The organism is Lactobacillus rizhaonensis (assembly GCF_036246345.1).
GTDB classification, from domain to species: Bacteria; Bacillota; Bacilli; order Lactobacillales; family Lactobacillaceae; genus Lactobacillus; species Lactobacillus rizhaonensis.
The window spans coordinates 40,099-63,825 of the sequence record NZ_BTTV01000006.1 but is presented as its reverse complement, the minus strand read 5'-3'; the positions used below and the strand labels follow the sequence as shown (position 1 = coordinate 63,825).

Below are 23,727 nucleotides of genomic sequence, written 5' to 3'. Positions count from 1 at the left end.
GAAAAATCACGTCAACTCTTTTTGAATCCAAATTTTTCTAGTGTTTTCTTACTTTAAAATAATGTATCAAGCTATAACAGAATAAAATAATCATACCAGCTCCAGCCATCGTCATATCGGCACGAGGTGAACCATTACCTAAATTGCTGCCTAACCAATCTATAATCGTTGGTGAAGCGGCGCAGCCAACATTTACAAGCACTAAAGTAATCGTTGTAGCAAAGTTAACCGAATTTTGAGGAGCTACTTCATCTAGCCAGTTAAAAATATAAGGAACTGACAGGCCAAACCCAGTGCCTAGGACAATAACAGCAATAACCAATACTGGTAAATTAGAAGCATAGGCAAGAGCCAACAGACCGACGACTTGCAGCAACAAACCTATTGGTAAAATTAAATCTTGGAGTTTCTTTTTTAAATAGCCATAGCACATTCCGACAGGTATCCCAACCAGAGTTGCTACACTTGAAACAAAAGCAATTTGACTGACATTGGCGATTTTTTGCGTAGTGGCTAATTGTGGCAATTTAAAAGTCATTGGCATAAAGAAGACATACATGAAGAACATGATAAGAGAGATTTCTACGACGCTGCCGTTGATCTTGTTTTCCTCTTTAACTGCTGGCTTTCCAGTACCAGTTTCGTTACTTTTCTCATTTGGTAATGACACTACAAAGCCGAATAATAACATGATTGGCAGTGCTACTAAGTAGATTGCAAAAGTTGCATGCCAACCCAGAACGGCTAAGAGACCAACACAAAATGAAAATACAGCGGCACCTACACTACCCATTGAGTTTTGAAAACCTAGCATAGTTGATAGTTCGTTTCCCTGGTAGAATTTGGACAGCAGGCTAACTGCTAAAGAATTAAAGAGGCCAATTCCGGCTCCTAAAAAAAAGCGGGAAATTAAAATCGGTGTATAACTTGTTGCATACATTGGGTATGTGCCTGCCAGTAAAGCAATTGCTAAACCAGTAATAACCGTTGGCTTGGTACCGATCAGTTTTATCAAAAAAGGACTTATAATCAGACCTACAACAATTCCAATGTTAGGAATAGTGCTTAATGTTTCTACAGCAGCCCGTGAAACTTGTGGAAATGATGAGTACATTAACGGCAGTACTGAAGAAATTTGTGGTGCTATCATTAACATTAATGATATTGATAATAAAGCACATTTGAATAATCCAGATTTTGGATTAAATTTTTTCATATTAATTGCCTCTTTTTTATTTAATACTAGTTTTAATAATATATTACTCTCTTTTTGCAATTAAAATAGCGCTTTCAGTAGCTTTAATCTGGCGCTGAGGAACCTTTTCTGATTTGCATACTGGTTTGGCCATAATAATCAAGCATTGCTCTATTTAAAGAGCGGATACCACTAAAGCCATTATTCATTGCTATTGCTGTGAGAGTCATAGCAGTATGACATAAGTCTTGATGCGCCTTTTGTGCCCGAAAGTTCTTAAGATATTTACCGATAGTAGTTCCCATATTTTGATGAAAAATTCGTTGCAGATATTGCCGTGATAAATGGCAGCTATCTGCAATGTCTTGGGGCGTAATTGGCTCTTGGTAATGATCTTGAATATAATCTAGAGCATGACGCAAATGTCCGGTAATAATTAAGTTACGTGATATTTGCCCCTTATTATCTCGTTGCTTTAAAAAGTATTTGAGTAGAATTTTTAAAACCTGATAGCTAAGAATAGTTAAGTCCAGATTTTTTAGAGGCTTAGCAGGCGCGGATTTTATTGCAATAATTTTACTCAATAAAGTTTGTAAATAATGATATTGTTCTGCCTGCTCTAAACTTAATTTTTCAAGAGGCTGCACTTCAAATTGATAATGATCCATTTCAGGAAACATTTGTAATACTAGGGAATAAGGAAAAAGCAAGGTTAAAGCCAGATCATTTTTAGAACTGTTAAGATTACGCACGCTATGAACAACTTAGGTATTAATTATTAAAACTTCACCAGGATGTGTTTCATGATCTACCCCGCCAACAATAAAATGGTCAATTTTCCCTCTTAGTGTAAAACTCAGCTCAATACTTTGATGCCAGTGGGGAGGTACCTCTGAGGAGCCTGGGTATTGATGAACCTTGATAAAAACAGGAAGTTCATCTAAGTGCACCAATTCATGCTTATCACGCACCATGATATGTTTCTCCTTTACTAAAAATGGTCGAACTAAATTATACTAGTTCAACCAGTTTTGGTAGATATTATTTAATTGAGATATTTGCGGAAAAAGTTTAATTCATCTTCATTACACTGCTTGGCTAAATCGTCTTTTTGGTTAACGTGGAAGACGTGTCCCCGGCGATGGTCATTATCACCATAAAAATGAAGTTCATGGTAAATGTTTTTAGCGTGGAGATAACCTGAAAACATGTAGGCATTATCGCGTAGAAAATCATCGGTAGAAGTCATGATAAACAGGGGTGGCAATGCCGGTGTTAGGAATTGTTCTACATTTAATTCATCATGCTTATCCATGCGAATTTCAGGTCTGAAATAAGCTTCGGGTGCACCGGCAATTGAATTAATTTCCGTTAAGAAGTAAGCTCCACAGTTTAAAGCAGCAGCTTTAATAGTTAAGTCAGGTACAGAATAGCCGAAATATTTACGATATTCATTGTTGGTATAAACTGCTAAAATTTGTTCACCCATTTGACCACCAGCACTGTCTCCAACTATAAAGACGTTGTCTAAGTCAAACTGATATTTAGAGGCATTTTCTTTTTTGGCTACCCAATGAAATACCCGATTAATATCATCTAACTCGCCCGGGTATACAACATCCGGTGCTAACCGATAATTGGCGTTAACTACTGCAAAGCCTGCTTTAGCAAGAGCTAAACAATAGAACTGGTATGTTTCCTTAGTGCCATATACCCAGCCGCCACCGTGGATATTGACGATAACCGGTAGTTTTCCATTAGTTCTTTTTTGTGGTAAGTACACATCAAGTATCTGATACTTGGGATCATTACCATAAGCTATATTATCAAATCTTTCTACTTCGGGAATTTGTGTTGGTAAGCCTTCGTCACGTTGGTCGTCACCTTTTTTAAATTCGCTACGCATTTCTTGAACTAATTTTTGATAATCTGGTTCTGACATTTTACAGCACTCCTTTTTGTGAAATCGCTTTATCAAGTATATTTTACTTCACTATTATGAAAAAGAAAGGCTATAGAGTCACTTCAAAATGGCGATTGGAAAAACAAAAGTTTCATCAAAATTAGCGCAGATTTTAATTATAATCAGCTTAAAAAATATTTTTGCTGTTGACACCGCTTACAGAGAAGAGGTAAAATAACCGTAACTGAATATTCGGTTTGTAACTGATACGATCAGGCAATACCTCTTGTTCGAGAGAACGAGTGGTATTGCCTTTTTTATTTTGGAGGTAAATTATATGTCTATTTTTCCGAAAGACTTTTTATGGGGTGGAGCGATAGCGGCAAATCAAGCAGAGGGTGCTTGGAATATAGATGAAAAAGGTGTTGCAATTACAGATACTACACAACATGGGATTGCGAAAAATGAGCACGACGAAGAAGTTCTGCCAAATACTTTTTATCCCAGTCATGAAGCTATTGATTTTTACCATAATTATGAAAGAGACTTGGAATTAATGGCTGAAATGGGCTTTAAATGTTTTCGTACTTCTATTGCCTGGACGAGAATTTATCCTACAGGAGAGGAAGAGAGTCCAAACGAAAAGGGACTTCATTTTTATGATTGCTTGTTTGATAAAATGCTGGCCTTAGGAATTCAGCCCGTAGTAACAATATCGCATTATGAAACACCATTAGCATTACATAAAAAATATAATGGTTGGGAAAATAAAAAGTTGATATCTCTTTATATTAAATTTTGCAAAACAATTTTTGAACGTTTTGGCGATAAAGTACACTATTGGATGACATTTAATGAAATGAACAATACACAAACCATTCCATATGCGGCTGCAGCAATGGATTTATCGGGTAGTTATTCTCATCAACTTTCTCAAATTTATCAGGCTCAGCATAATATGTATGTTGCCAATGCTTTAGCTAATAAATTGGCTAAAGAAATAATGCCTGATGCTCATATGGGTATTATGCTTTCTTTAAGTCAAGCAGCTGTTTATCCAGCAAGCCCCAAACCTGAGGATGTTTTTGGTGCTCTCCAATTACAGCGAAGAACATTTGTAAGTTCGGATGTTCAATTAAAAGGCTGTTATCCGGGATATGTAAAGAGAATATGGGATGAATATAATGTCAAGCTTGACATTACTGACGAGGAACTGGACTTAATAAAAAAATATAAATCTGAATTTTTAGCATTTAGCTATTATCGTTCTAGTACTTTTGAAGATGGAATGAAAATTTATGGTGATACTGGTGGAGTGGTTGGAAAACCAAATCCTTATTTAAAGAATTCAGCTTGGGGTTGGCCAGTAGATCCTCTGGGATTACGTTGGATGTGTAATTTGGTTCAAGACAGATACGATTGTCCTATGTTTATAGTAGAAAATGGTCTTGGCGCTGTAGATAAAATAAGTAAAGATGGCAAAATTCATGATAAAGAACGTTCAGATTATCTTAAAAAACATCTTAAACAAATTGGTGAAGCAATAAAGGATGGTTGTAAAATTATTGGCTATACCTGGTGGGGACCAATTGACATCGTTTCTGCCGGTACGGGAGAAATGAATAAGCGTTACGGATTTATTTATGTTGATCGTGATAATGACGGCAAGGGAACGATGAGGAGAATAAAGAAAGATAGTTTCAATGTTTATAAAGAAATAATAGAAACGAACGGTAATTGCTTATTTTAATAGTGGTTGAAGGGGATAGTATGCATATTATTAAAATACTAAATAACAATGCTGTTCAAGTTATTAATGAAGATGGTGACCAAGTTATTATAGTTGGTCGAGGAATAGGTCATGATAAAAAAAGAGGCCAGACTATCTCTATTGAGAATAGTGACGAAGTTTTTGTGATGACAAATAAAAATCTTTTTCCATCAGTTAAAAACATTTTAACTTCAGTTTCAACTGACTTAATTGAGACAAGTAACAAAATAATTAATTATGGGAAAAAGCTATTAGATACAAATTTAAACCAGAATATTATTATTAGTCTTACTGATCACCTAGATTACGCTATTTCTAAGGCGCGTGATGGAATATATACTCCGAATCCTTTAACTTTAGATATTAAAAAGTTTTATCCAACAGAGTACAAAATTGGCGAGTATGCATTAAAAGTTGTTAAAAAATATCAATTTACGATATTAAAAGAAGACGAAGCTGGCTTTATAGCAATGCATTTTGTAGATGCAACTATCAAAGATAATAAAAGTACTCACAATATATTGCGCTTAACTGAAGCATTAAAGAAAGTTTTAGCCATAGTTGAAAAAGAAATGCCAAATATCAGCAAAGATTCTTTGGCATATAGCCGTTTCGTTCGTCACATACAGTATATGATTATTAGAATTTTTGAAAATGATAAGGAAACAAATGAAATCGATGCTGACATTGCAAAGATTGTTTTTGAGAAATATCCCTTCGAATACTCTTTAGCTAAAAAAATAAGAAAAGTAATACTGCACGACTTTCAAGTTGATATAAATGATGAGGAGCAAATGTATATAACAATACATTTAGCCCGGCTGGCTGATGTAAAGGGAGAACAAATATGAAACATAAAGATGAGATAAATTCAATCATTAAAGATGTGGGTGGAGTTGATAATATTCAACGTATGACCCATTGCATGACAAGATTAAGATTTAATCTTGCTGATGATAAAAAAGCTGATCTAGATGCAATTAGCAAAATTAATGGAGTATTAAACACTCAATTTCAAAATAGCCAATTACAAATTGTCATAGGACCAGCAGTCGCTGATTGGTATGACGAAATTTCGAATTTAACAGGTATTGGTCAAGAAGAAAGTCAAGAAACTGATGTGAAAGAAAAGAAAGGCTTTTTTAGCAAATTACTTGAAATCTTTTCAAATGTTTTCTTGCCGGTTATTCCAGCTATTGCTGGTGCCGGTATGATGAAAGCAATTTTGGGACTTCTGTCATCTTTTTCATTAATATCACAAAAATCTGATTCTTATATTATTCTTAATTTGATGGCCGATGCTACATTTTATTTTTTACCTTTTTTATTGGCTATATCAGCAGCAAAGCTCTTTAAGACAAATGCAATATTGTCAGCGGTTCTAGCTGGTGCTTTACTATATCCAAGTTTGATCAATAATGTAGGTAAAATTAGTAACTATCATTTTTTAGGGTTGCCTATTCCAGTGATAAACTATAGTGCATCTGTTTTACCTATTATTCTCTCTGTCTGGATAATGAGTTATTTATATAGGTTTGTAGATAAGCATATGCCTGACATGCTAAAGGTTATTTTTGTACCAACTGTTGTTTTAATTATAATGATTCCCATTGAATTAATAGCCATAGGACCTTTAGGAAATTATTTAGGTAGTATATTATCTGCTGCTTCGATGAAACTATTTTCATTTTCTGGTGCTTTAGCTGGTGCTATTTTGGGTGGATTGCGTCCATTGCTGGTTATGACAGGCATGCATCAAGCATTAACCCCAATTGTTTTCCAAAATTTTGCATCAAAAGGCTATGACGTTTTGATGCCAACAATGTTAGTATCAACTTTTGCCCAGGCAACAGGTGTTTTAACTATGGCATTTAAAACAAGATCCAAGAAAGAAAAATCAGTCATTTATGCATCAGGTATTTCTGCTATTTTAGGTATTACAGAACCTGCACTATATGGTGTGATCGTAAAATATAAGCGTGTATTATTATCCGTTTGTATAGGTGGAGGTCTTGGAGCAGCTTATGTTTCAGCAATGGGCTATCATCTGGGCAGCTTCACACCATCAAATATATTAAGTTTAGCTGTCTATGCACTTATGCCTAAATTTATTCATGTAATAATTGGACTGGGAATTGCAATAGTATCGACTGCATTATTAGTACTAGTCTTGCAACCTAAAGTTGGTGTAGAAGATGAGAAACCTGTTATTGATGTAAGTAAAGAGAATACAACCCGTGAAGATTTGTCAACAATAGATATTTTTGCACCTATGGAAGGTGATTTAGTGAGTTTGAAAGAAGTACCTGATACAACATTTTCTTCCGGTGCAATGGGTGACGGCTTTGCAATTATACCTAAAAATGGTGTTGTAAAAGCTCCGTTTGATGGCACGATTGCGGTTATAGCACAGACTGGTCATGCTGTCGGAATACGTGGAAAAAATGGTATTGAAGTTTTAATACATGTAGGTATTGATACAGTTGAATTAAACGGGAAATTTTTCCAAACTTACGTAACTCAGGGACAGAAAGTTTCAAAGGGTCAAAAATTAATTTCTTTTGATCTAAAAGAAGTAGAAAAGCAATATAATATTATTAGTCCAGTCATCGTAACTAGTGGAAAAGTTTCTTTAAAAGATAATGTTCGTGTTGATGGAATTGATAATAACACCTTACTTGCACAAGCAAGTACTGCAGATGCAATATAATAATTGCTTGATTATTATTTGAATATTATTCTTCATAAAAATTCCAAACTTAAAAAATTTGGTACATAAAGTGAGTTCAGAAGGAAATAAACCCTTTTGGAGTCACTTTTTTAATAACAATAAATTTTGCCAGTACTAAGACAACAATCAGTTATTGCTTTGTGTGGTAATAAATTCTTGATATGCCTCATCTTCCGTAGTGGGCGTAACATTAAAATTATTAAAATCGGGATGCTTCTGATGTAATTCACTTTCTGTAACGTCAATATAATGTGTAACCGTAGCATTTCCGATCAATTCTATCCAATAGCTATGATCACTGTGATGAACTTTAGTTTGAACAAAGCCGCCAGGATTAGAAACAGTCAGCAATTTGTCAAACAGATTCTTTGACTGGTAAGTTACTGCGTAAATTAGACTTGCAGCTGACATGGCTGTACCACAAGCATTGGTAAAGCCTACACCTCGTTCGAAAGTGCGTACAAATAGATGATGCGCACTCAAAACTTGAGCAAAACTAACATTTACTCCATCAGGGAAAAATGGATTTTTCTGATTTAGTTTTGCGCCTAATTTTGCCAATAAGTCGCTTTTGAAGACACTGTCTGAAACAAAGCTGATCAAGTGGGGGTTAGGGACAGCAACTGCTGAAAATTTCAGTTTTGGTGCCAGTTCTGGCAACTCTTGATTAATTAATTCAGAATAACCTAAATTAGTAAAGGGGAGAGCCGCAGCTGTAAAACTAACCGGACTGATTTCAACACTGATTGCTTTAACCTTTGGCGCCCAGTCCGGCTGACAGTTAACGCGCAAATCGCTTTGCATAGTTTCAACTTTGAATGTTTCTTTATGGTATTTTTGTGCTAAATAGCGGCCTACTGTCCTTAACCCATTACCACACATAGAAGCAAAAGAACCGTCTGCATTGATAACCTGCATTTTTCCTAGAGTTTCTGCATGGTCTGAATTGTTGACTACTAGTAAACCATCAGCACCATTAAGTAAGCCTCTTTCCGGCTTAGTTATCTGCTGCGCCAAGTTGACTAACTCTCCCTTAGATAATGGTGCTTGAAATTGAGTTTGATCAAGTAGAAAAAACTTATTCTGTGAACCATGAACTTTTTGTAGTTGTATCATGAAAATTTCTCCTTAAATTAATTAAAAAACTGGTGATAGATTTCTTTAACAGCGGCAGCTGCGTCTGCCTTTTTGGTGCCTAGCATGATTGAAATGCGTGAAGCACCCTGGTTAATCATATGAATGGCAATATGCTTTTCTGCTAAAGGCAGAGTGATATTCTTCATTACACCAATTTTGTTACGCATCCCTTCTCCAACCACCATAATGATGGCATAATCATCAATCCATTCTAGTTGATCAGGTTGAAGTGCTTTTTGAATTTCAAGACACATTTGCTGACGAATTTGTTTATCAAATTGTTTTTTATCAAAAATAATGGTCAAATCATCAATTCCTGATGGCATATGTTCATATGATATATTAAATTTATAGAATATTTGTAGTAATTTAAGTGTAAATCCAACTTCTTTATTTAGTAAATATTTATGTAAATATAATGCGGCAAAATGTCCAGAACTTGCCACACCTGTAATTGTACTTTGCGGGGTAAAATTATTTTGCGGGACAATCATTGTTCCAGGTAGTTCCGGATGATTAGTATTTTTGACATTTACTGGAATCTGACCTTCAATTGCGGGAATAATGGCTTCATCATGAAAAACAGAAAATCCTGCATATGACAGCTCCCGCAACTCACGGTATGTCATAAGCTTAATGGCACGGGGATGCGCAACAATTCTGGGGTCAGCTGCGTAGATTGCATCTACATCCGTAAAGTTTTCATATAAATCTGCTTTAATTCCACGTGCCCAAATTGCTCCGGTAATATCCGAACCTCCGCGAGAAAAGGTTGCTATTAAGCCATCTTCTGTAATGCCATAAAAACCGGGTACGACTAGTAAATCTGAAGTTTGTGCCCATTTTTGTAAATTTTCGTAAGTTTCTGGTAGAACTTGAGCATCGTTAGCATTACTAGTAACCATAAAGCCAGCTTCTGCGGGATCCAAAAAGCGAGCAGCTATATGGCGCTTTTGCAGAATCAAAGTTAAAAGCTGTGCACTAAGTTTTTCACCATGTGCTTTAAAACCCGCCATTAAAAAATCTGTGTTTGGATAAGAGAGTTGAGGAAGATTGAGTAATTCTTGTAACAATGGCTTTACTAATTGCTCGGATATTTGAAAGTAATCTGCAATATTCTGATACCTGGTCCAAATTGCCTTTACCGTTGCACTATAATCTTGATTATTAAGTACATTTTCTGCATATCTAATTAATAGATCCGTTACTTTAGTGTCGTTTTTAGACCTTTTGCCGGGAGCAGAAGTCACGATCACTTTACGTGCTGGATCAGCATTAATAATGTTTAAAACTTTTTGAAAATGTTCTCCGTCAGCTAGAGAACTACCACCAAATTTAACGACTTTCATGTTAATACCTTTCACAATTAAATTTAATTTAAGTAATTAGTATTGGATTTTAACATTAAAATTTTAATCTTCAACTGCAAAAGAAAGTTGTTATTCAGTAAAGCGGCTGTTTTGGGTCATATTATTGCATTAAAATTTGCGCTAAAAGTGTTGGTGTTAATGGCATTGGACAAGATAAAAATAAATAAATTTGAAAAATAATATTTTTATTTAAAAAATTAAAAAGCAATTGTCAGTGGAAATGGTTGACAATCATATTAATTAATAATAATATTTTAATAAATCGAAGAGGTTGCAACCAACAAGAGTAGCTGGTGGAGTTTCTGCAAAAAACCAGGAAGCCAGTCAAAGGGGCGGTTGCCGAAGCTTTAATTATTGCGGTAATTAATAAGCTGGGACGTAATCTAACAGGTTACGGACTGTCGCAATTTTATATTCGCGGAGCGCTATCGACAAAATTGATACCAGATAATAACTTGAAGGACTCTTTTGTTAGGTACAACAAAAGAGCCTTTTTATTTAACAAAAAGGGAGAGACTTAAATGGCTGCTAATGATTATTATCAAACTAATACCCAGGGTCATTTGACAATTGGGGGAGTAGACGCTTTGGAACTAGCAAAGAAGTTTGGTACCCCCTTAGTTGTTTATGATGTTCAGAAAATCAAACGGCAATTTCAGGCTTTCCAAAATGCTTTTGAAAAAGAACAGGTAGATTATGCAATTAGCTATGCCAGTAAGGCATTTGCTACGATTGCAATTTACCAGATAATCAATAAACTGGGAGGACACATTGACGTTGTTTCTGGTGGAGAATTATATACTGCACTTAAAGCTGGTTTCCCAGCGGCAAAAATCAGTTTTCACGGTAATAATAAAACCCCAGATGAGTTGTTAATGGCTGTTCAAAATCATGTTGGCGTTATTATTTTAGATAATTTTACTGAGATTAAGCTATTAACACGGATTTTAAACCAAACTAATACTCACGTGCAGGTAATGTTGAGAGTAACTCCAGGGGTTTCTGCTCATACTCATGAATATGACCAAACAGGTCAAGAGGACAGCAAATTTGGCTTTGACATTCGTTCAGGTCAGGCTGAACAGGCATTTTTACAAGTTAGAGCTGACGCACAAATGGAATTAATTGGACTGCACGCACATATCGGTTCACAAATTTTAGCAACAGAAGGTTTTAAACTTGAAGTAGAGAAGTTGATGAAGCTAGTGAACAATTGGAAACAAAAATATGATTATCAACCTCAGGTGTTAAATTTGGGAGGCGGTTTCGGCATCAGGTATACCAAGCAGGATAATCCAGTAACTGCTCACACCTTTGTTGGTCAAATCGTACAGACAGTCAAAAAGTGTGTACAGGAAGATCACCTAAAAATGCCTACAATTTGGATTGAACCAGGACGTTCGATTGTCGGCGAGGCCGGCTATAACTTGTATACAGTTGGTTCACGTAAAGATGTACCAGGGCTTTTGCCTTACGTGGCAGTCGATGGCGGTATGGGTGATAATATCAGACCGGCACTTTATCAGGCAGAATATGAGACACTGTTAGCAAAAAATCCGCAAGCAAAGCCTGAAGAAACAGTTAAGCTTGCAGGTCGCTACTGTGAATCTGGCGACATTATTGTTGACAAATTGGCATTGCCTAAAAGCAAGCCGGGAGATGTAATTGCGGTTTTAGCAACTGGTGCTTATGGCTATAGTATGGCATCTAATTATAATCGTGTTCCCAGGCCAGCTGTTGTTTTTGCAGAAAATGGGCAGGTACAAGAAGTAGTTACACGTGAAACTTATGCGGATCTAGTTAGTCATGATCGTTTTTATCAAATGGAAGGATAAATTATAAATATGAAAAAAATGACGGCAACCGAAATCATTGATTTTATTGCTAATTCAACCAAAAAAACACCAGTTAAAGTTTATGTCAAAGGAAATTTGTCTCAGTTAAATTGGCCAGAAGACTGCAAAACTTTTACTGAAAATCATACTGGGGTCGTTTTTGGAGACTGGCAAGTCTTGGGGCCTTTTATAGAAAAAAACTCTGACAAATTTGCTGATTATCAAGTGGAAAATACTAGTCGCAATTCCGCCATTCCGTTGTTGGATCTAAAGAACATTTCTGCCAGAATTGAGCCAGGGGCACTAATTCGTGAAAACGTTGATATAGGCAAAAATGCGGTAATCATGATGGGGGCAGTCATTAATATCGGTGCTGAAATAGGGGAAAATGCCATGATTGATATGAATGCTGTTTTAGGCGGCAGAGCAATTGTTGGCCCTAACACTCATGTCGGGGCAGGTGCAGTGATAGCTGGAGTCGTAGAACCGGCTTCGGCACAACCTGTGAAAATCGGCAAGGATGTTTTAATTGGTGCCAATGCCGTAGTTTTAGAAGGAGTTCAAGTTGGTGATCATGCCGTAGTAGCTGCTGGGGCAGTAGTAACTAAGGATGTACCAGCAAATAGTGTCGTTGCCGGGGTACCGGCAAAAATTATTAAAATGCGTGATCAAAAAACTGCCTCTAAAACAGGAATTGAGCCAGGATTAAGAAAGCTGTGAATTAATTAATGTTAACTTCTGCACAACTAATTAAAATTCGCCGCGACTTGCATCAGATTCCAGAATTAGCTCTGCACGAATACCAAACACAAAAATATTTATTGCAGGTTATTGGTAATTTTAATCAAAAATACATTGAAATTCGTACATGTTCTGAACTGCCTACAGCTATATTGGTTCTGGTTCGGGGAAGCAAACCGCAAAAAACGATTGGCTATCGCGCAGATATAGATGGCTTACCGGTTCAAGAACAGACCGGCCTGTCGTTTGCTTCTCATAATCAAGGTCAAATGCATGCTTGTGGTCATGATATCCATATGACAGTAGCCCTGGGAATTCTAGATTATTTTTGCGATCACCAACCGCAAGACAATTTGCTGTTCTTTTTCCAGCCAGCTGAAGAAAGTGAGAGTGGTGGTAAAAAAGCCTATGAGGCAGGAATTTTTACTGGTAAGTGGCGCCCAGATGAATTTTTTGCTTTGCATGATACTCCCGATTTACCTACCGGCACAATTGGCTGCCGTTTGGGGACTTTATTTGCAGGTACAACTGAAATCAATATTGATTTATATGGTAAGGATGGTCATGCAGCATATCCTCAGCAAGCTAATGATATGGTAGTGGCTGCGGCTGCTTTAATAGAGCAAATTCAGACAATTATTTCTCGCAGTATCGATCCTATTGCAGGTGGTGTTATTACAATAGGAAAAGTTAGAGCTGGTACAGTTAGAAATGCTATTGCAGGCCATGCTCACTTAGAAGGAACCATTCGGGGATTAACCCAAAAAATGATTAAAAAAATTGATCAGCGTCTGCGGGATGTAACTCAAGGAATAGCACACAGCTATAATGCTAAAGTTGATTTGCAGCTTAATCAGGGTGGTTATTGGCCAGTTGAAAATAATCCCCAAATTACAGCTGAATTTATTAAATATATGAAGGAAAATGCTCAAATTAATTACCAAGAGATGCAACCAGCTATGACTGGAGAGGACTTTGGCTATTTACTAGCGCAAATTCCCGGCACCATGTTCTGGTTGGGAGTGGATGATGATTCGCAACTTCATTCTGCAACCTTCAACCCGCATGAAGAAGCCATAGAAGTAGGAATTAAAGCAGTGGTAGGTTTTTTACTGAGTCACATGTAGCTCAAAAGGAGAAAAAACATGACTAATTTTGACAAAGCAGATTTAATGACCGCGCTAATTACGCCCTTTAATAAGGAAGATAAAGTTGACTATCCCGGTCTGAAAAAATTAACCGAGCATTTACTTAACACAGGTAGCACTGGTTTTGTCATTGGCGGTACTACTGGTGAAACAGCAACAATGACTCATGATGAAAAAATTGAATTATATACTAAATTTGCTCAAATAATTGCTGGGCGTGTGCCAGTGGTAGCGGGTACAGGCAGCAATAATACTGCACAGACAGTTGCATTTACTCAAGAGGTGGGGCAAATTCCCGGTATTGATATGGCACTAGTAGTAGCACCTTACTATAACAAGCCAGATCAAAGGGGAATTACAGCCCATTATGAAAAGGTGGCTGAAAGTTCGCCAATACCGATCATTATATATAACATTCCGGGTCGAACAGGAATTAAGATCACTAAAGAAACTCTGGTCGAGTTATCGCATAATCCTAAAATTGCTGGTGTTAAGCAATGTGCTGACTTAGAAGACTTAGAATATATTGTTGAACACGCAGCAAAAGATTTCTTGGTGTATACGGGCGAAGACTTGCAGTCTTTAACAGCTAAAGTTTTAGGGGCAAAAGGAGTAATTTCGGTAGCTTCTCATGTTTATGGCTCGGCCATGCGTGAAATGTATGATGATTTAGATCAGGGTAAGGTAGCTGCAGCAGGGAAATTGCAAAGACGATTAATGCCGAAGATGCAAGCCTTATTCATGTATCCTTCACCAGCACCTGTTAAAGCTGTCCTTAACGCCCAAGGATTGCCAGCTGGCGGCTGCCGGTTACCTATTGTAGATTTAAATGAAACAGAAAAGCGGCAATTAGCTATTCATTTAGGTTTAACCGAATCGGCTTTATTGCATGAATTGCCGTTAGAACTAGGAGTAGAGTAATGAAAAAAATTTTGATAGCTGGTGCCACGGGATCCATGGGCAGGCAAACTGTCCAGTTAGTTGAAAAATTACCTGACTGTCAATTGGTAGCAGTTTTGGCACCTACTGCATCTGAGAGTTCAGATTTTAAGCCTGCTGTTGCCCGCTTTGATGATTTGGCCGCTGTAAATATTGCTGCTGATATTTGGATTGATTTTACGACTCCACAAGCAGTTTATGAAAATACTAAGTTTGCTTTAAAGCACCATATGCACCCAATTGTGGGAACAAGTGGTTTAACTTCTGAACAAATAAAACAGTTACAAGAACTGGCAAAAAAGGAAAAAATTGGTGGCCTTATTGCTCCAAATTTTGGCTTGTCGGCTGTCTTATTAATGAAGTTTGCACAAGAAGCGGCGCGGTATTTTCCTGATGCAGAGGTCATTGAAATGCATCATGCTGATAAAAAGGATGCCCCTAGTGCTACTGCTATTGCGACTGCCAAAGTGATTGCAGAAAACCGCAATTCAGAAAATTGTTCCAAAACAACAAGTGATTCTAAAGCTCGCGGTGCTGATTATGATGGAGTTCCTGTTCACTCCGTTCGTTTACCTGGTTATATAGCCCACGAACAGGTGCTTTTTGGTGGTTCCGGCGAAGCTTTAACAATCAGGCAAGACTCATTTTCCCGTTCTTCATTTATGCAGGGCGTTAAAGTAGCCTTGAGTCGGGTAATGGATTTAACGGATTTAGTGGTCGGTTTAGACCAGATTTTATAATTACAAGGAGAACAAAATGCCCCAATTAGCTACTGATTTAACTTCAATTACTCATACACCATTGGAAAAAATTCCTCCTTCTGGTATCCGTGCTTTTGCCCAAAAAGTTGATGGTATTCCTGATTTAATTAAATTAACTTTAGGAGAACCTGATTTAAATACACCTGAACATGTTAAAAAAGCTGCAGCCCAAAGTATATTAGATAATGATTCGCATTACTCGGCCCAAAAAGGAACACCTAGGCTGCGTCAGGCTATCAGCAATTATTTAAAGCGCAAGCAAGGCTTAACCTATGATCCTGAAAGTGAAATTATAGTCACGGTCGGTGCGACAGAGGCCATAGCTGCAACCATGTTGGCACTATTTCAACCAGGTGATCAAATTATTGTGCCTACTCCATCTTATGCTCTTTATTTTCCGCTAATTCAATACACTAAAGCTGAATTGGTCGCCATCAATACGGCAGATACGAATTTCGTTTTAACTCCGCAGGCACTGGAAAAGACTTTAGATGAGCACCCTCATGCTAAAGCAATTTTATTTAACTATCCTACTAATCCCACCGGCAGGGAATGTCCTAGTTCTGTTTTAGAACAGATAGCACCGATCATTAAAAAGCATCATCTTTATGTTATTTCCGATGAAATTTATAGTGAATTGACTTATGACTTTAATCATGTTTCGATTGCGCATTATTTACCCGAACGCACTTTATTAATTAATGGCTTGTCCAAGTCTCATGCGATGACCGGTTACCGTTTAGGCTATGTGACTGGACCAGCTGCTTTAATTAGTTTGATTGCGAAGATGCACGCATTTTTGGTTACCGCCCCATCTAATCCTGCACAAGCAGCGGCAACCGAGGCTTTGGAAAATGGTGATCAGGATCCAGCTAAGGCACGCCCAATTTATCAAAAAAGACGTGACTATATTGTTAGTGCGTTAAACAATATGGGTCTTGAAACCCATGCCAGTGAAGGAGCATTTTATGTTTTTGCTAAAATACCGGCAAGTTATGGTCAAGATGATGAGGCTTTTGCACTGGACTTAGCTCACAAGGCTAAAGTTGGGGGAACGCCTGGAAATGCTTTTGGTCCTGGTGGTGAAGGGTATATTCGTTTTTCATACGCTGCCAGCGATGAAAACTTGCATACAGCAATGAACCGTATCCAACAGTTTTTAACAGAAAAAGGTGATAATTGATGAAAAAATACGCAGTTGCAATTCTGGGTGCCACAGGTGCAGTGGGTCAGCGTTTAATTAGTGAGCTTGAAAAGTCTAAAATTCCAGTCAAACAAATCAAACTACTGGCTTCTAAGCGGTCAGCAGGTAAAAAACTAAAATTTAAAAATCAAGAAATCATAGTAGAAGAAGCACAACCTGATTCATTTAAGGGAGTGGACTTAGTTTTATCATCTGCTGGCGGAGCTGTGTCAAAAAGACTGTTGCCTGAAGCAGTCAAAAGAGGAGCAGTGTGTGTAGATAATACTAGTGCTTTCCGTATGGCTGATAAGGTGCCCTTAATTGTTCCGGGAGTTAATGATGAACAATTGGTAAATCACCATGGCATTATTGCCAACCCTAACTGTTCAACTATTCAAATGGTGGCTGCACTTTACCCGCTGCACGTTAAATGGGGAATTAAGCAAATTATTGTTTCGACTTATCAGGCTGTGTCTGGAGCTGGTAAGGCAGCTTGGGATGAGCTGCTTCAGCAAGCTCAGGACAGGTTGAATAAGCAAAAGACAACAGCTAAGATCCTACCCACCGCCTCTGCTAAAAAGCATTATCCTATGGCGTTTAACTTGTTACCCCAAATTGATGTTTTTGAAGATGATGGGTACACGCACGAAGAATGGAAAATGATTCATGAAACCAAAAAGATTTTGTTTAATGATCAGGACTCAAAGAAGATTAAAGTCACTGCTACTTGTGTCCGCGTACCGGTTGAAATTGGTCATGGTGAAACGGTTTATTTTGTGCTGAAGGATGAAAAGGCAACGACTGCAGAAATAAAGTGGGAAATTGTAAAAACTCCTGGCCTTGTTTTACAGGATGACCCTGAAAATCAGATCTATCCCCAACCACTTTTAGCTGCCGGTAAAAAGGAAACTTTCGTTGGCCGTATTCGTCCAGATCAAGAAAATCCTGGTGCATTTAATATGTGGATCGTAGCTGATAACTTATTAAGAGGCGCCGCCAGCAACACAGTAGAAATTGCAGAATGTTTAGTGAGAGATAATTTAGTGCGTGTGCCCAAAAAATAGTTAGTTCTATATTTAATTAAATGAAATAAACCAAGTTTGTATAAATAATATAAGCTTGGTTTATTTGATTACTTTTAAGCTGACTTCCTACTATTTTTTTGCAATTTTAAACGATAAAAAATCTATGGAGGTTATGAAAGCGCTATTTTATACTGACAATGTATTAATTGAATAACTAAAAAGTTATTTAGATGAAAGGAGTACGTTAATGAGTCTTGTAAATGCTTTGCTAATCGCAATTTGGGCAGGATATTGTTCATTTGACGATCAAGGACCGCAAATGTTTCGGAGACCTTTGCTGGTTGGACCGGTTGTAGGCCTTATCCTGGGAGATTTGCCAACGGCACTTGTAATTTCCGCTACATTGGAATTAATGTGGATGGGCCTGGGCAACATGGCTGGCTATGTTACGCCAGATATGATTGTCGGGACAATTATCGGAGTAACTGTTTCAATTACTTCAGGAACAGGTGCTACGCCAAAGGGAATTGCTGCTGGAGTCGCAGCCGCCACTACTGTAGCAGTTTTGATTCAACAGTTAATAGTAGTTACGCGGGTATTAAAGCAGTTTTTCGAACCCTGGGCTCAAAGACTGGCTGATAACGGTGATTTAAGTGGAATAATGCAAATAAATATTGTTGCTTTTCTCATACAGTTTTCAATTCGAGCAATACCAACATTTCTGTTTGTTTATTTCCAAAAGGGCATAATTGATAAAATACTGGCTGTTGTACCAAGTAATATCTTAAATGGTTTAGGAACGGCATCATCTTTACTGCCTGCTGTGGGATTATCCATCTTAATGACAATGATGATGAAGGGCACATTGTGGCCATTCTTAATTTTTGGCTTTGTTTTATCAGCCTATTTAAACTTAGGCATTTTGCCAGTTACCTTAATTTCTTTGATTTTTGCCGTGATCTATTCCTACATTATGGAAATTATAGATAAGCAAAACGAAATGGGTTCAGAAAATAGTAGTTCTAATAATCAGCAAGTTGATGAAGATACGGGGTACGACCTATGAGTAATGAAGTGGAAACTAAAAACAGTAAAAAAATTACCCGTAAGGATTTAAACAAAGTCTTTTGGCGATTACAAATTTGGGGACTAAACGTTACTTCAACGTTGGTTTTAACTCAAGCTATTGGCTTTTTGAATGCGATGGTACCAATTATCCGCCGTCTTTATGGTGATAATAAGGAACTTAGAATTGAAGCCATGAAGCGCCATCTGACTTACTTTTTGTCGCAAATTACTGCAACAGGTATGATTCTGGGAATTACCGCAGCTGTTGAAGAAACAACCAGCGAAGATGAAAAAGAAGCAGTTGTTGCTATCAAAGCCGGAATGATGGGACCATTAGCTGGTATTGGTGACAGTGTCTTTAAAATAACCATTCAGGCTATTGCCGGCAGTATTGGTGCAGCCTATGCATTACAAGGAAATGTATTAGGACCAATTTTAATGTTTGTCATTTATAACGGAATTAATATTGCTGTTAAATATTATGGAATTATTTTTGGTTACGAAAAGGGTACAGAATTTATTAAAAGCGGTAACCAAAAGAAGGTTATGCAAAAGATAATTAATATTTCAACAGCGATCGGTGTCATGGTTATAGGTGCGCTCATTGCCCAATACGTCAAGATAAATGTTGGTACAGTAATTCATACCAAGGGTACAAAAATTGTCATCCAAAAATTATTAGACGGCGTGATGCCAAAGCTGTTACCTTTACTGTTTACCTTAGGTCTTTATAAATTACACTCATATTTACCACGTAAATATTTAACTTGGTTAATATTTGCTATTTTGATTTTGGGAACAATTTTAGCAGTAATGGGAATTATCAAATAATTTTTAAGGAGGTTACTGATGGCTATAAATATTATCTTGGCCAGTCACGGCTTGTTTGCTCAAGAAGCATTAAAATCGGCTGAAATGATTATTGGACTGCCGCAAAAAAATGTTGCAGTTCTATCTGTTACTAAAGGTAAAACTTATGAAGAAAGTCTTGAGGAGATTCAAACTAAATTAAAAGCGCTCAACGAAAAAAATGCGGAAACTCTTATCTTAGTTGATATTTTTGGTGGTACACCTGCTAATGTGTCTACGTATTTAACTTTGACAAATGAAAATGTCCTTGTTTATTCGGGGCTAAATATGCCAGTTTTACTGGAACTATGCTTAAGCAATCCTGAAAATTTAGCAGAAGCCAAGAAGATTATTGAAAGAACATATCCGCAAGCGTTAGTGAATATTACTGAAAAAGCAAAAGAAGGAGAGAAGCAAAATGCCAATCAAGTGGACTCGTATTGATGACAGATTAATTCACGGTCAGGTTGCTAGTTCCTGGCTGCGTCATGTTGGTGCTGAACAAATCATATGCATCAGTGATAGGGCAGCTAGTAACCCAGTACAAGAGCAAGTGTTGAAAATGGCTGCTCCTGGCTATATCGTACATGTTTTTGGAGTAGATAAATTTATTCGAGTTTACAAGAAAAATCCTATAAAAAAGACCACGTTTTTAATATTGACCAGTACCCTTGATCTATTGCACTTAATTGAAGGTGGGGTTGACATTAAGTCAGTTAATTTTGGTGGTATGAGAGAGCGTAAAGAACGTACAATTCGCTACAATAATGACTTGTGCTTTACTCCAGAAGAAAAGGATGCACTAGATAAATTGGTTGACTCAGGAATAGAAATAAACTTTCAAATGGCGGCTTATGATGCCCCTACACCAATCAAAGAATATATTGAACAAGTGCAAGGAAAGAACTAATGAAAATCGACTACGCAGAAGCATATGTTTTAGATGATGGTCAAACAGAAGTAGATATTAAAACTAATGAACAAAGTTTGCCTGATTATGAATTATATTGGACTCTGGATAATGATAAATATACTAAAGAAAAAAAGTATTTGTTAACCAGTAATAAAACTAAGGTCTGCTTTCAATTTACTTACTCAACTGTCAGGCCAACTTATTTCATTCTGAATTTTAAGAATTACGAGCCTTTGTTATTTGGTTATCGCATACTGCCTGTCCCAGGGATGTATAATCTGCGCGATATTGGTGGCTACCGCACAAGTGATGGCATGAGAATCAAATGGGGGCAAGTTTATCGCTCTGATTATTTGCGCAATTTAGAGCCTTCAGGCTATACTTTTGTTAAAAATTTGAGGTTAAATTCAATTATTGATTTCCGTGGTGCAATTGAAGTTAAAGATACACCTGATCCTGTTATTGATCCTGCAATTCATACCTTTAATTTTGATCCTAATGCAGAAACAGCTGCTATAGCTGGCAGAGCTCAAAACTTAGATACCGGAAAAGATATGAAAGAGAGGGCTAAAGAAGCACTAGCTAAAGGAGAAACTGGTAATGATCAAATGATCAGACAACAAGAATCCTTTGTCGATAGTCCTGCAAGCATAGAGGCTTTTAGTAACACCATCAAAGTCACAGCTCAAAGTAAGTATTTACCCAGCTTGCAACATTGCCGTGGCGGTAAAGATAGAACCGGCTTTGGCTTCATGGTCTTGGAAGGAATTCTTGGCGTACCACCAGAATTACTGGTTTATGATTACATGCTAACTAAACGAGCACGTATTAAGAAGAATGCTCGTTATTATCAAAACTTTTTGCAACAAACTGGTAATAAAGAAATTGCAGATTATATGTATGCCCTTTTTGACACCAGAGAAGAATTTATTACTGCTTCAATTACCAAAATAACGCGCGAATACGGCACAATTTATCAGTATGCAACTGACAAGTTGGGCCTGACTGAATCAGAATATTTGAATTTACGCAAGTCATTATTAGAAAAAGCATAAGTTTTCAGTTAAAGTAAGTATTAATATTGTCTTAAAAAGGAAGACGGCAAAACAATGTTGAATTTAACTTACCGTGAAATTGATTTGTTAAATCTTTTTTTAAACAACGATTTACTTACTATTTCTGAATTAAAAAAGAAAAGCGGGATTTCCGCGCGAACGCTGAATACAGAATTTGCGCAAATTAATAAAGCTTTACTTAATGCTGGTCATGATGTCAAAATTATAAATCAAAGAGCTAAAGGATATTTGCTTGATTATTCTTTGGCAGAAAGTGACTGGCTGAAATTATTAAAGGAAAATTGTTCTGAATATTTAAATCTCAAGTTTAATTACTTGTTTCGTAATAAGTTACGTATTGCTAAAATTTGCAGATTTCTGTGTGCGAGTCCAAACTACATCAAAATCGACCAGCTGGCGAGCAAATTAAATTTTAGTACCGCGACTATTAATAAAGATATGCGCGATGTGAAAAAATTTTTAAGTATTTATAATTTAAAGGTAAAATCTGTTCCATACTATGGCATGAAAGTAGTAGGTAAAACGGGTGCTGTTCGTTCATGCTTGATAGATTTATTTGATGTATATAGTTTTGAACAAAAAGACGCTTTGCTACCAGAATATGCTTTTACTGAATATGGCGTTACTAAAACTGATTTACTAAATAAAAGTCAGGCTTTACGGCAATTAATTCACGAATATGATTTTCCTTTAACGGATAATGGCTTCAAGCAAGTAACAAAATATCTGCTGATTTATAAATTACGGCCAGATATTAGTTTAAAGATTAGTCATAGTCTTAAAGCTGAATTGATGCATGCTAAGGCGTTTATAATTGCTGACAAATTAATTAAAAATAATATCCAGGAAGAACTATACTTAGCTGTTTTTTTATTAATTAATTCTGAAATTGATCAAATTCCTGATTTGAATAAATTAAGAACATGGTCACAGCAAGTACAGGTACAAGTTGAACAAGTTTGTGCTGCTTTAAAAGAGCAATTGTCACTATGCATTAATAAAGGTTCTGATATTGCTTCATACATTTATCGCAGTTTTTTTATCAGATACCTTAAGAAAAAATATGACTTTGTTTGCTTTAACTTAGAACTGGCAATTGAAAAGGTTGCTCGCAAAATTTTTGCAACAAGTTCTTTAACAGTTGCTCTATATAATTCCTGCACTGATTATAATAAAAAAGAGTTAAATGACAGCTTGTTTAACGATATGGTTCTTGGCTTATACAGTAAAATTCATCAAAAACAAAACAGTTACTTTCCCACTAACTTCTTGGTTGTAAACGACTATGGTAAATTAGCCAGTGAACATTTAATAGGTAAACTTGATTTAAATAAATATAACGCAAATTATACTTTTGTTTATTCTTATGAATTGGAAAATATTGATTATTCAAAATATGATTATTTATTAGTTTCTTCAAAGACTAAACCGAGTTATAAAAATATAAATATTCCCAAAATAACTTTTTCCTTTTTTTCAGATGATGGACTAAGAATGGCTCTGTGGCAAAGAATACTGTCTACTAAACGAACGATAGGTTCAATTTCCAATTATTTTAAACGACCAGTAATAATTAAAATAGATGCTTTAAAAGGAAAAATTCAGGACATAGTAGCTAATCATCTGATTAAACAACTAGGCATCCTCCAAACACATAAAAACAATTTTGCTAGTTATGTTGAAGCTTTAATATTAAATGAAGGCTACCATGCATACCCTTATAATATGTACCTCACCCTTCTGGGCCCTCATGAAATTAAAAAACGTTATTTTGTCTTTAAGTTTAAGCGGCCTGTATATATAAATAATCATAAGGTCTTTAGTTTACAGATTATAATTCTTGACCCTAGTAAAGGATTACTGGAAATTAAAAATGGTGATTCTGAACTGCAGCAATACTTTAATATTGTTAAAAATGACCAAACTATAAGATGAATATATTAGAGAAAGATAATTTGTTTTAAATATAGCAATCAGCTCTCTCAAACTGAATTTATCCAGTTTGAGAGTTTTTTTGTGGACGTTAGTTGTGATAGTACATATATATTAAACTTCATTAATTAATATTTACTATTGAAGAAA

The 23,727-nt window shown here is 36.4% G+C and carries 22 protein-coding genes and 1 riboswitch; of the genes, 16 read left to right on the top strand and 6 right to left on the bottom strand.

Annotated elements, in window-relative coordinates; translation table 11 throughout:
- Positions 1-37 precede the first annotated feature (37 nt).
- The 4 genes from AAA915_RS07805 to AAA915_RS07790 all read right to left on the bottom strand — a co-directional run bounded on the left by AAA915_RS07805 (position 38) and on the right by AAA915_RS07790 (position 3,137).
- Positions 38-1,216: an MFS transporter gene (locus AAA915_RS07805; protein ID WP_338201258.1), complete on the bottom strand. Its 1,179-nt coding sequence runs from the start codon at positions 1,214-1,216 to the stop codon at positions 38-40.
- Positions 1,217-1,299: 83 nt separating this feature from the next.
- Positions 1,300-1,947 (bottom strand): helix-turn-helix transcriptional regulator, encoded by a 648-nt coding sequence (locus AAA915_RS07800; RefSeq protein ID WP_338201256.1) that lies wholly within the window; start codon positions 1,945-1,947, stop codon positions 1,300-1,302.
- 12 nt (positions 1,948-1,959) lie between these two features.
- A complete protein-coding gene (locus AAA915_RS07795; RefSeq protein ID WP_338201254.1) occupies positions 1,960-2,169 on the bottom strand; it encodes a cupin domain-containing protein in 210 nt (69 codons plus the stop codon).
- A 71-nt stretch (positions 2,170-2,240) separates the two neighbouring features.
- Positions 2,241-3,137 carry an alpha/beta hydrolase gene (locus tag AAA915_RS07790; RefSeq protein ID WP_338201252.1) on the bottom strand — a complete coding sequence of 299 codons (897 nt, stop codon included), beginning with the start codon at positions 3,135-3,137 and terminating at the stop codon, positions 2,241-2,243.
- Between the two features lie 298 nt (positions 3,138-3,435).
- On the opposite strand from AAA915_RS07790, the gene AAA915_RS07785 reads away from it, so the two are divergent.
- From AAA915_RS07785 to AAA915_RS07775, 3 genes are read left to right on the top strand one after another with little or no spacing between them, the layout of a single operon-like run.
- A complete protein-coding gene (locus AAA915_RS07785; RefSeq protein ID WP_338201250.1) occupies positions 3,436-4,848 on the top strand; it encodes a glycoside hydrolase family 1 protein in 1,413 nt (470 codons plus the stop codon).
- Between the two features lie 20 nt (positions 4,849-4,868).
- Positions 4,869-5,720 carry a PRD domain-containing protein gene (locus AAA915_RS07780; RefSeq protein WP_338201248.1) on the top strand — a complete coding sequence of 284 codons (852 nt, stop codon included), beginning with the start codon at positions 4,869-4,871 and terminating at the stop codon, positions 5,718-5,720.
- On the top strand, positions 5,717-7,579 hold the full coding sequence (locus AAA915_RS07775; RefSeq protein WP_338201246.1) for a beta-glucoside-specific PTS transporter subunit IIABC: 1,863 nt from the start codon (positions 5,717-5,719) through the stop codon (positions 7,577-7,579). Before AAA915_RS07780 ends, AAA915_RS07775 begins: the two co-directional genes overlap by 4 nt.
- A 147-nt stretch (positions 7,580-7,726) precedes the next feature.
- Here AAA915_RS07775 and dapF read toward each other — a convergent pair whose 3' ends face one another.
- Together dapF and AAA915_RS07765 are read right to left on the bottom strand one after the other, a co-directional pair.
- The gene (dapF, locus tag AAA915_RS07770; RefSeq protein ID WP_338201244.1) at positions 7,727-8,716 is read right to left on the bottom strand and encodes a diaminopimelate epimerase; all 990 of its coding nucleotides are present in this window, start codon (positions 8,714-8,716) and stop codon (positions 7,727-7,729) included.
- A gap of 17 nt (positions 8,717-8,733) precedes the next feature.
- On the bottom strand, positions 8,734-10,086 hold the full coding sequence (locus AAA915_RS07765; RefSeq protein ID WP_338201242.1) for an aspartate kinase: 1,353 nt from the start codon (positions 10,084-10,086) through the stop codon (positions 8,734-8,736).
- Positions 10,087-10,364: 278 nt separating this feature from the next.
- Positions 10,365-10,544: riboswitch (Lysine riboswitch) on the top strand.
- 84 nt (positions 10,545-10,628) lie between these two features.
- Here AAA915_RS07765 and lysA point away from each other — a divergent pair.
- The 13 genes from lysA to AAA915_RS07700 all read left to right on the top strand — a co-directional run bounded on the left by lysA (position 10,629) and on the right by AAA915_RS07700 (position 23,580).
- Positions 10,629-11,942, top strand: coding sequence for a diaminopimelate decarboxylase (gene lysA / locus AAA915_RS07760; RefSeq protein WP_338201240.1), 1,314 nt, complete (start codon positions 10,629-10,631; stop codon positions 11,940-11,942).
- 9 nt (positions 11,943-11,951) lie between these two features.
- A complete protein-coding gene (gene dapD / locus AAA915_RS07755) occupies positions 11,952-12,662 on the top strand; it encodes a 2,3,4,5-tetrahydropyridine-2,6-dicarboxylate N-acetyltransferase (protein WP_338201238.1) in 711 nt (236 codons plus the stop codon).
- 8 nt (positions 12,663-12,670) lie between these two features.
- Positions 12,671-13,810 (top strand): N-acetyldiaminopimelate deacetylase, encoded by a 1,140-nt coding sequence (locus tag AAA915_RS07750; RefSeq protein WP_338201236.1) that lies wholly within the window; start codon positions 12,671-12,673, stop codon positions 13,808-13,810.
- A gap of 18 nt (positions 13,811-13,828) precedes the next feature.
- The gene (dapA, locus tag AAA915_RS07745) at positions 13,829-14,752 is read left to right on the top strand and encodes a 4-hydroxy-tetrahydrodipicolinate synthase (protein ID WP_338201234.1); all 924 of its coding nucleotides are present in this window, start codon (positions 13,829-13,831) and stop codon (positions 14,750-14,752) included.
- A complete protein-coding gene (gene dapB / locus AAA915_RS07740) occupies positions 14,752-15,510 on the top strand; it encodes a 4-hydroxy-tetrahydrodipicolinate reductase (RefSeq protein WP_338201232.1) in 759 nt (252 codons plus the stop codon). The genes dapA and dapB overlap by 1 nt, the downstream gene beginning before the upstream one ends.
- Before the next feature lie 16 nt (positions 15,511-15,526).
- A complete protein-coding gene (locus AAA915_RS07735) occupies positions 15,527-16,714 on the top strand; it encodes an aminotransferase class I/II-fold pyridoxal phosphate-dependent enzyme (protein ID WP_338201230.1) in 1,188 nt (395 codons plus the stop codon).
- Complete coding sequence (locus AAA915_RS07730; RefSeq protein ID WP_338201228.1) at positions 16,711-17,778, top strand: aspartate-semialdehyde dehydrogenase; 1,068 nt, start codon at positions 16,711-16,713, stop codon at positions 17,776-17,778. Before AAA915_RS07735 ends, AAA915_RS07730 begins: the two co-directional genes overlap by 4 nt.
- Before the next feature lie 208 nt (positions 17,779-17,986).
- Positions 17,987-18,805: a PTS mannose/fructose/sorbose/N-acetylgalactosamine transporter subunit IIC gene (locus AAA915_RS07725; RefSeq protein ID WP_338201226.1), complete on the top strand. Its 819-nt coding sequence runs from the start codon at positions 17,987-17,989 to the stop codon at positions 18,803-18,805.
- Entirely contained in the window at positions 18,802-19,638 is an 837-nt protein-coding gene (locus tag AAA915_RS07720; RefSeq protein WP_338201224.1) for a PTS system mannose/fructose/sorbose family transporter subunit IID, read from the top strand. The genes AAA915_RS07725 and AAA915_RS07720 overlap by 4 nt, the downstream gene beginning before the upstream one ends.
- A gap of 18 nt (positions 19,639-19,656) precedes the next feature.
- The gene (locus tag AAA915_RS07715) at positions 19,657-20,100 is read left to right on the top strand and encodes a PTS sugar transporter subunit IIA (protein ID WP_110446782.1); all 444 of its coding nucleotides are present in this window, start codon (positions 19,657-19,659) and stop codon (positions 20,098-20,100) included.
- A complete protein-coding gene (locus tag AAA915_RS07710; RefSeq protein WP_338201221.1) occupies positions 20,075-20,566 on the top strand; it encodes a PTS sugar transporter subunit IIB in 492 nt (163 codons plus the stop codon). The genes AAA915_RS07715 and AAA915_RS07710 overlap by 26 nt, the downstream gene beginning before the upstream one ends.
- A complete protein-coding gene (locus AAA915_RS07705) occupies positions 20,566-21,624 on the top strand; it encodes a tyrosine-protein phosphatase (protein ID WP_338201219.1) in 1,059 nt (352 codons plus the stop codon). Before AAA915_RS07710 ends, AAA915_RS07705 begins: the two co-directional genes overlap by 1 nt.
- A gap of 54 nt (positions 21,625-21,678) precedes the next feature.
- Positions 21,679-23,580 carry a helix-turn-helix domain-containing protein gene (locus AAA915_RS07700; protein ID WP_338201217.1) on the top strand — a complete coding sequence of 634 codons (1,902 nt, stop codon included), beginning with the start codon at positions 21,679-21,681 and terminating at the stop codon, positions 23,578-23,580.
- The last annotated feature ends 147 nt before the right edge of the window (positions 23,581-23,727 follow it).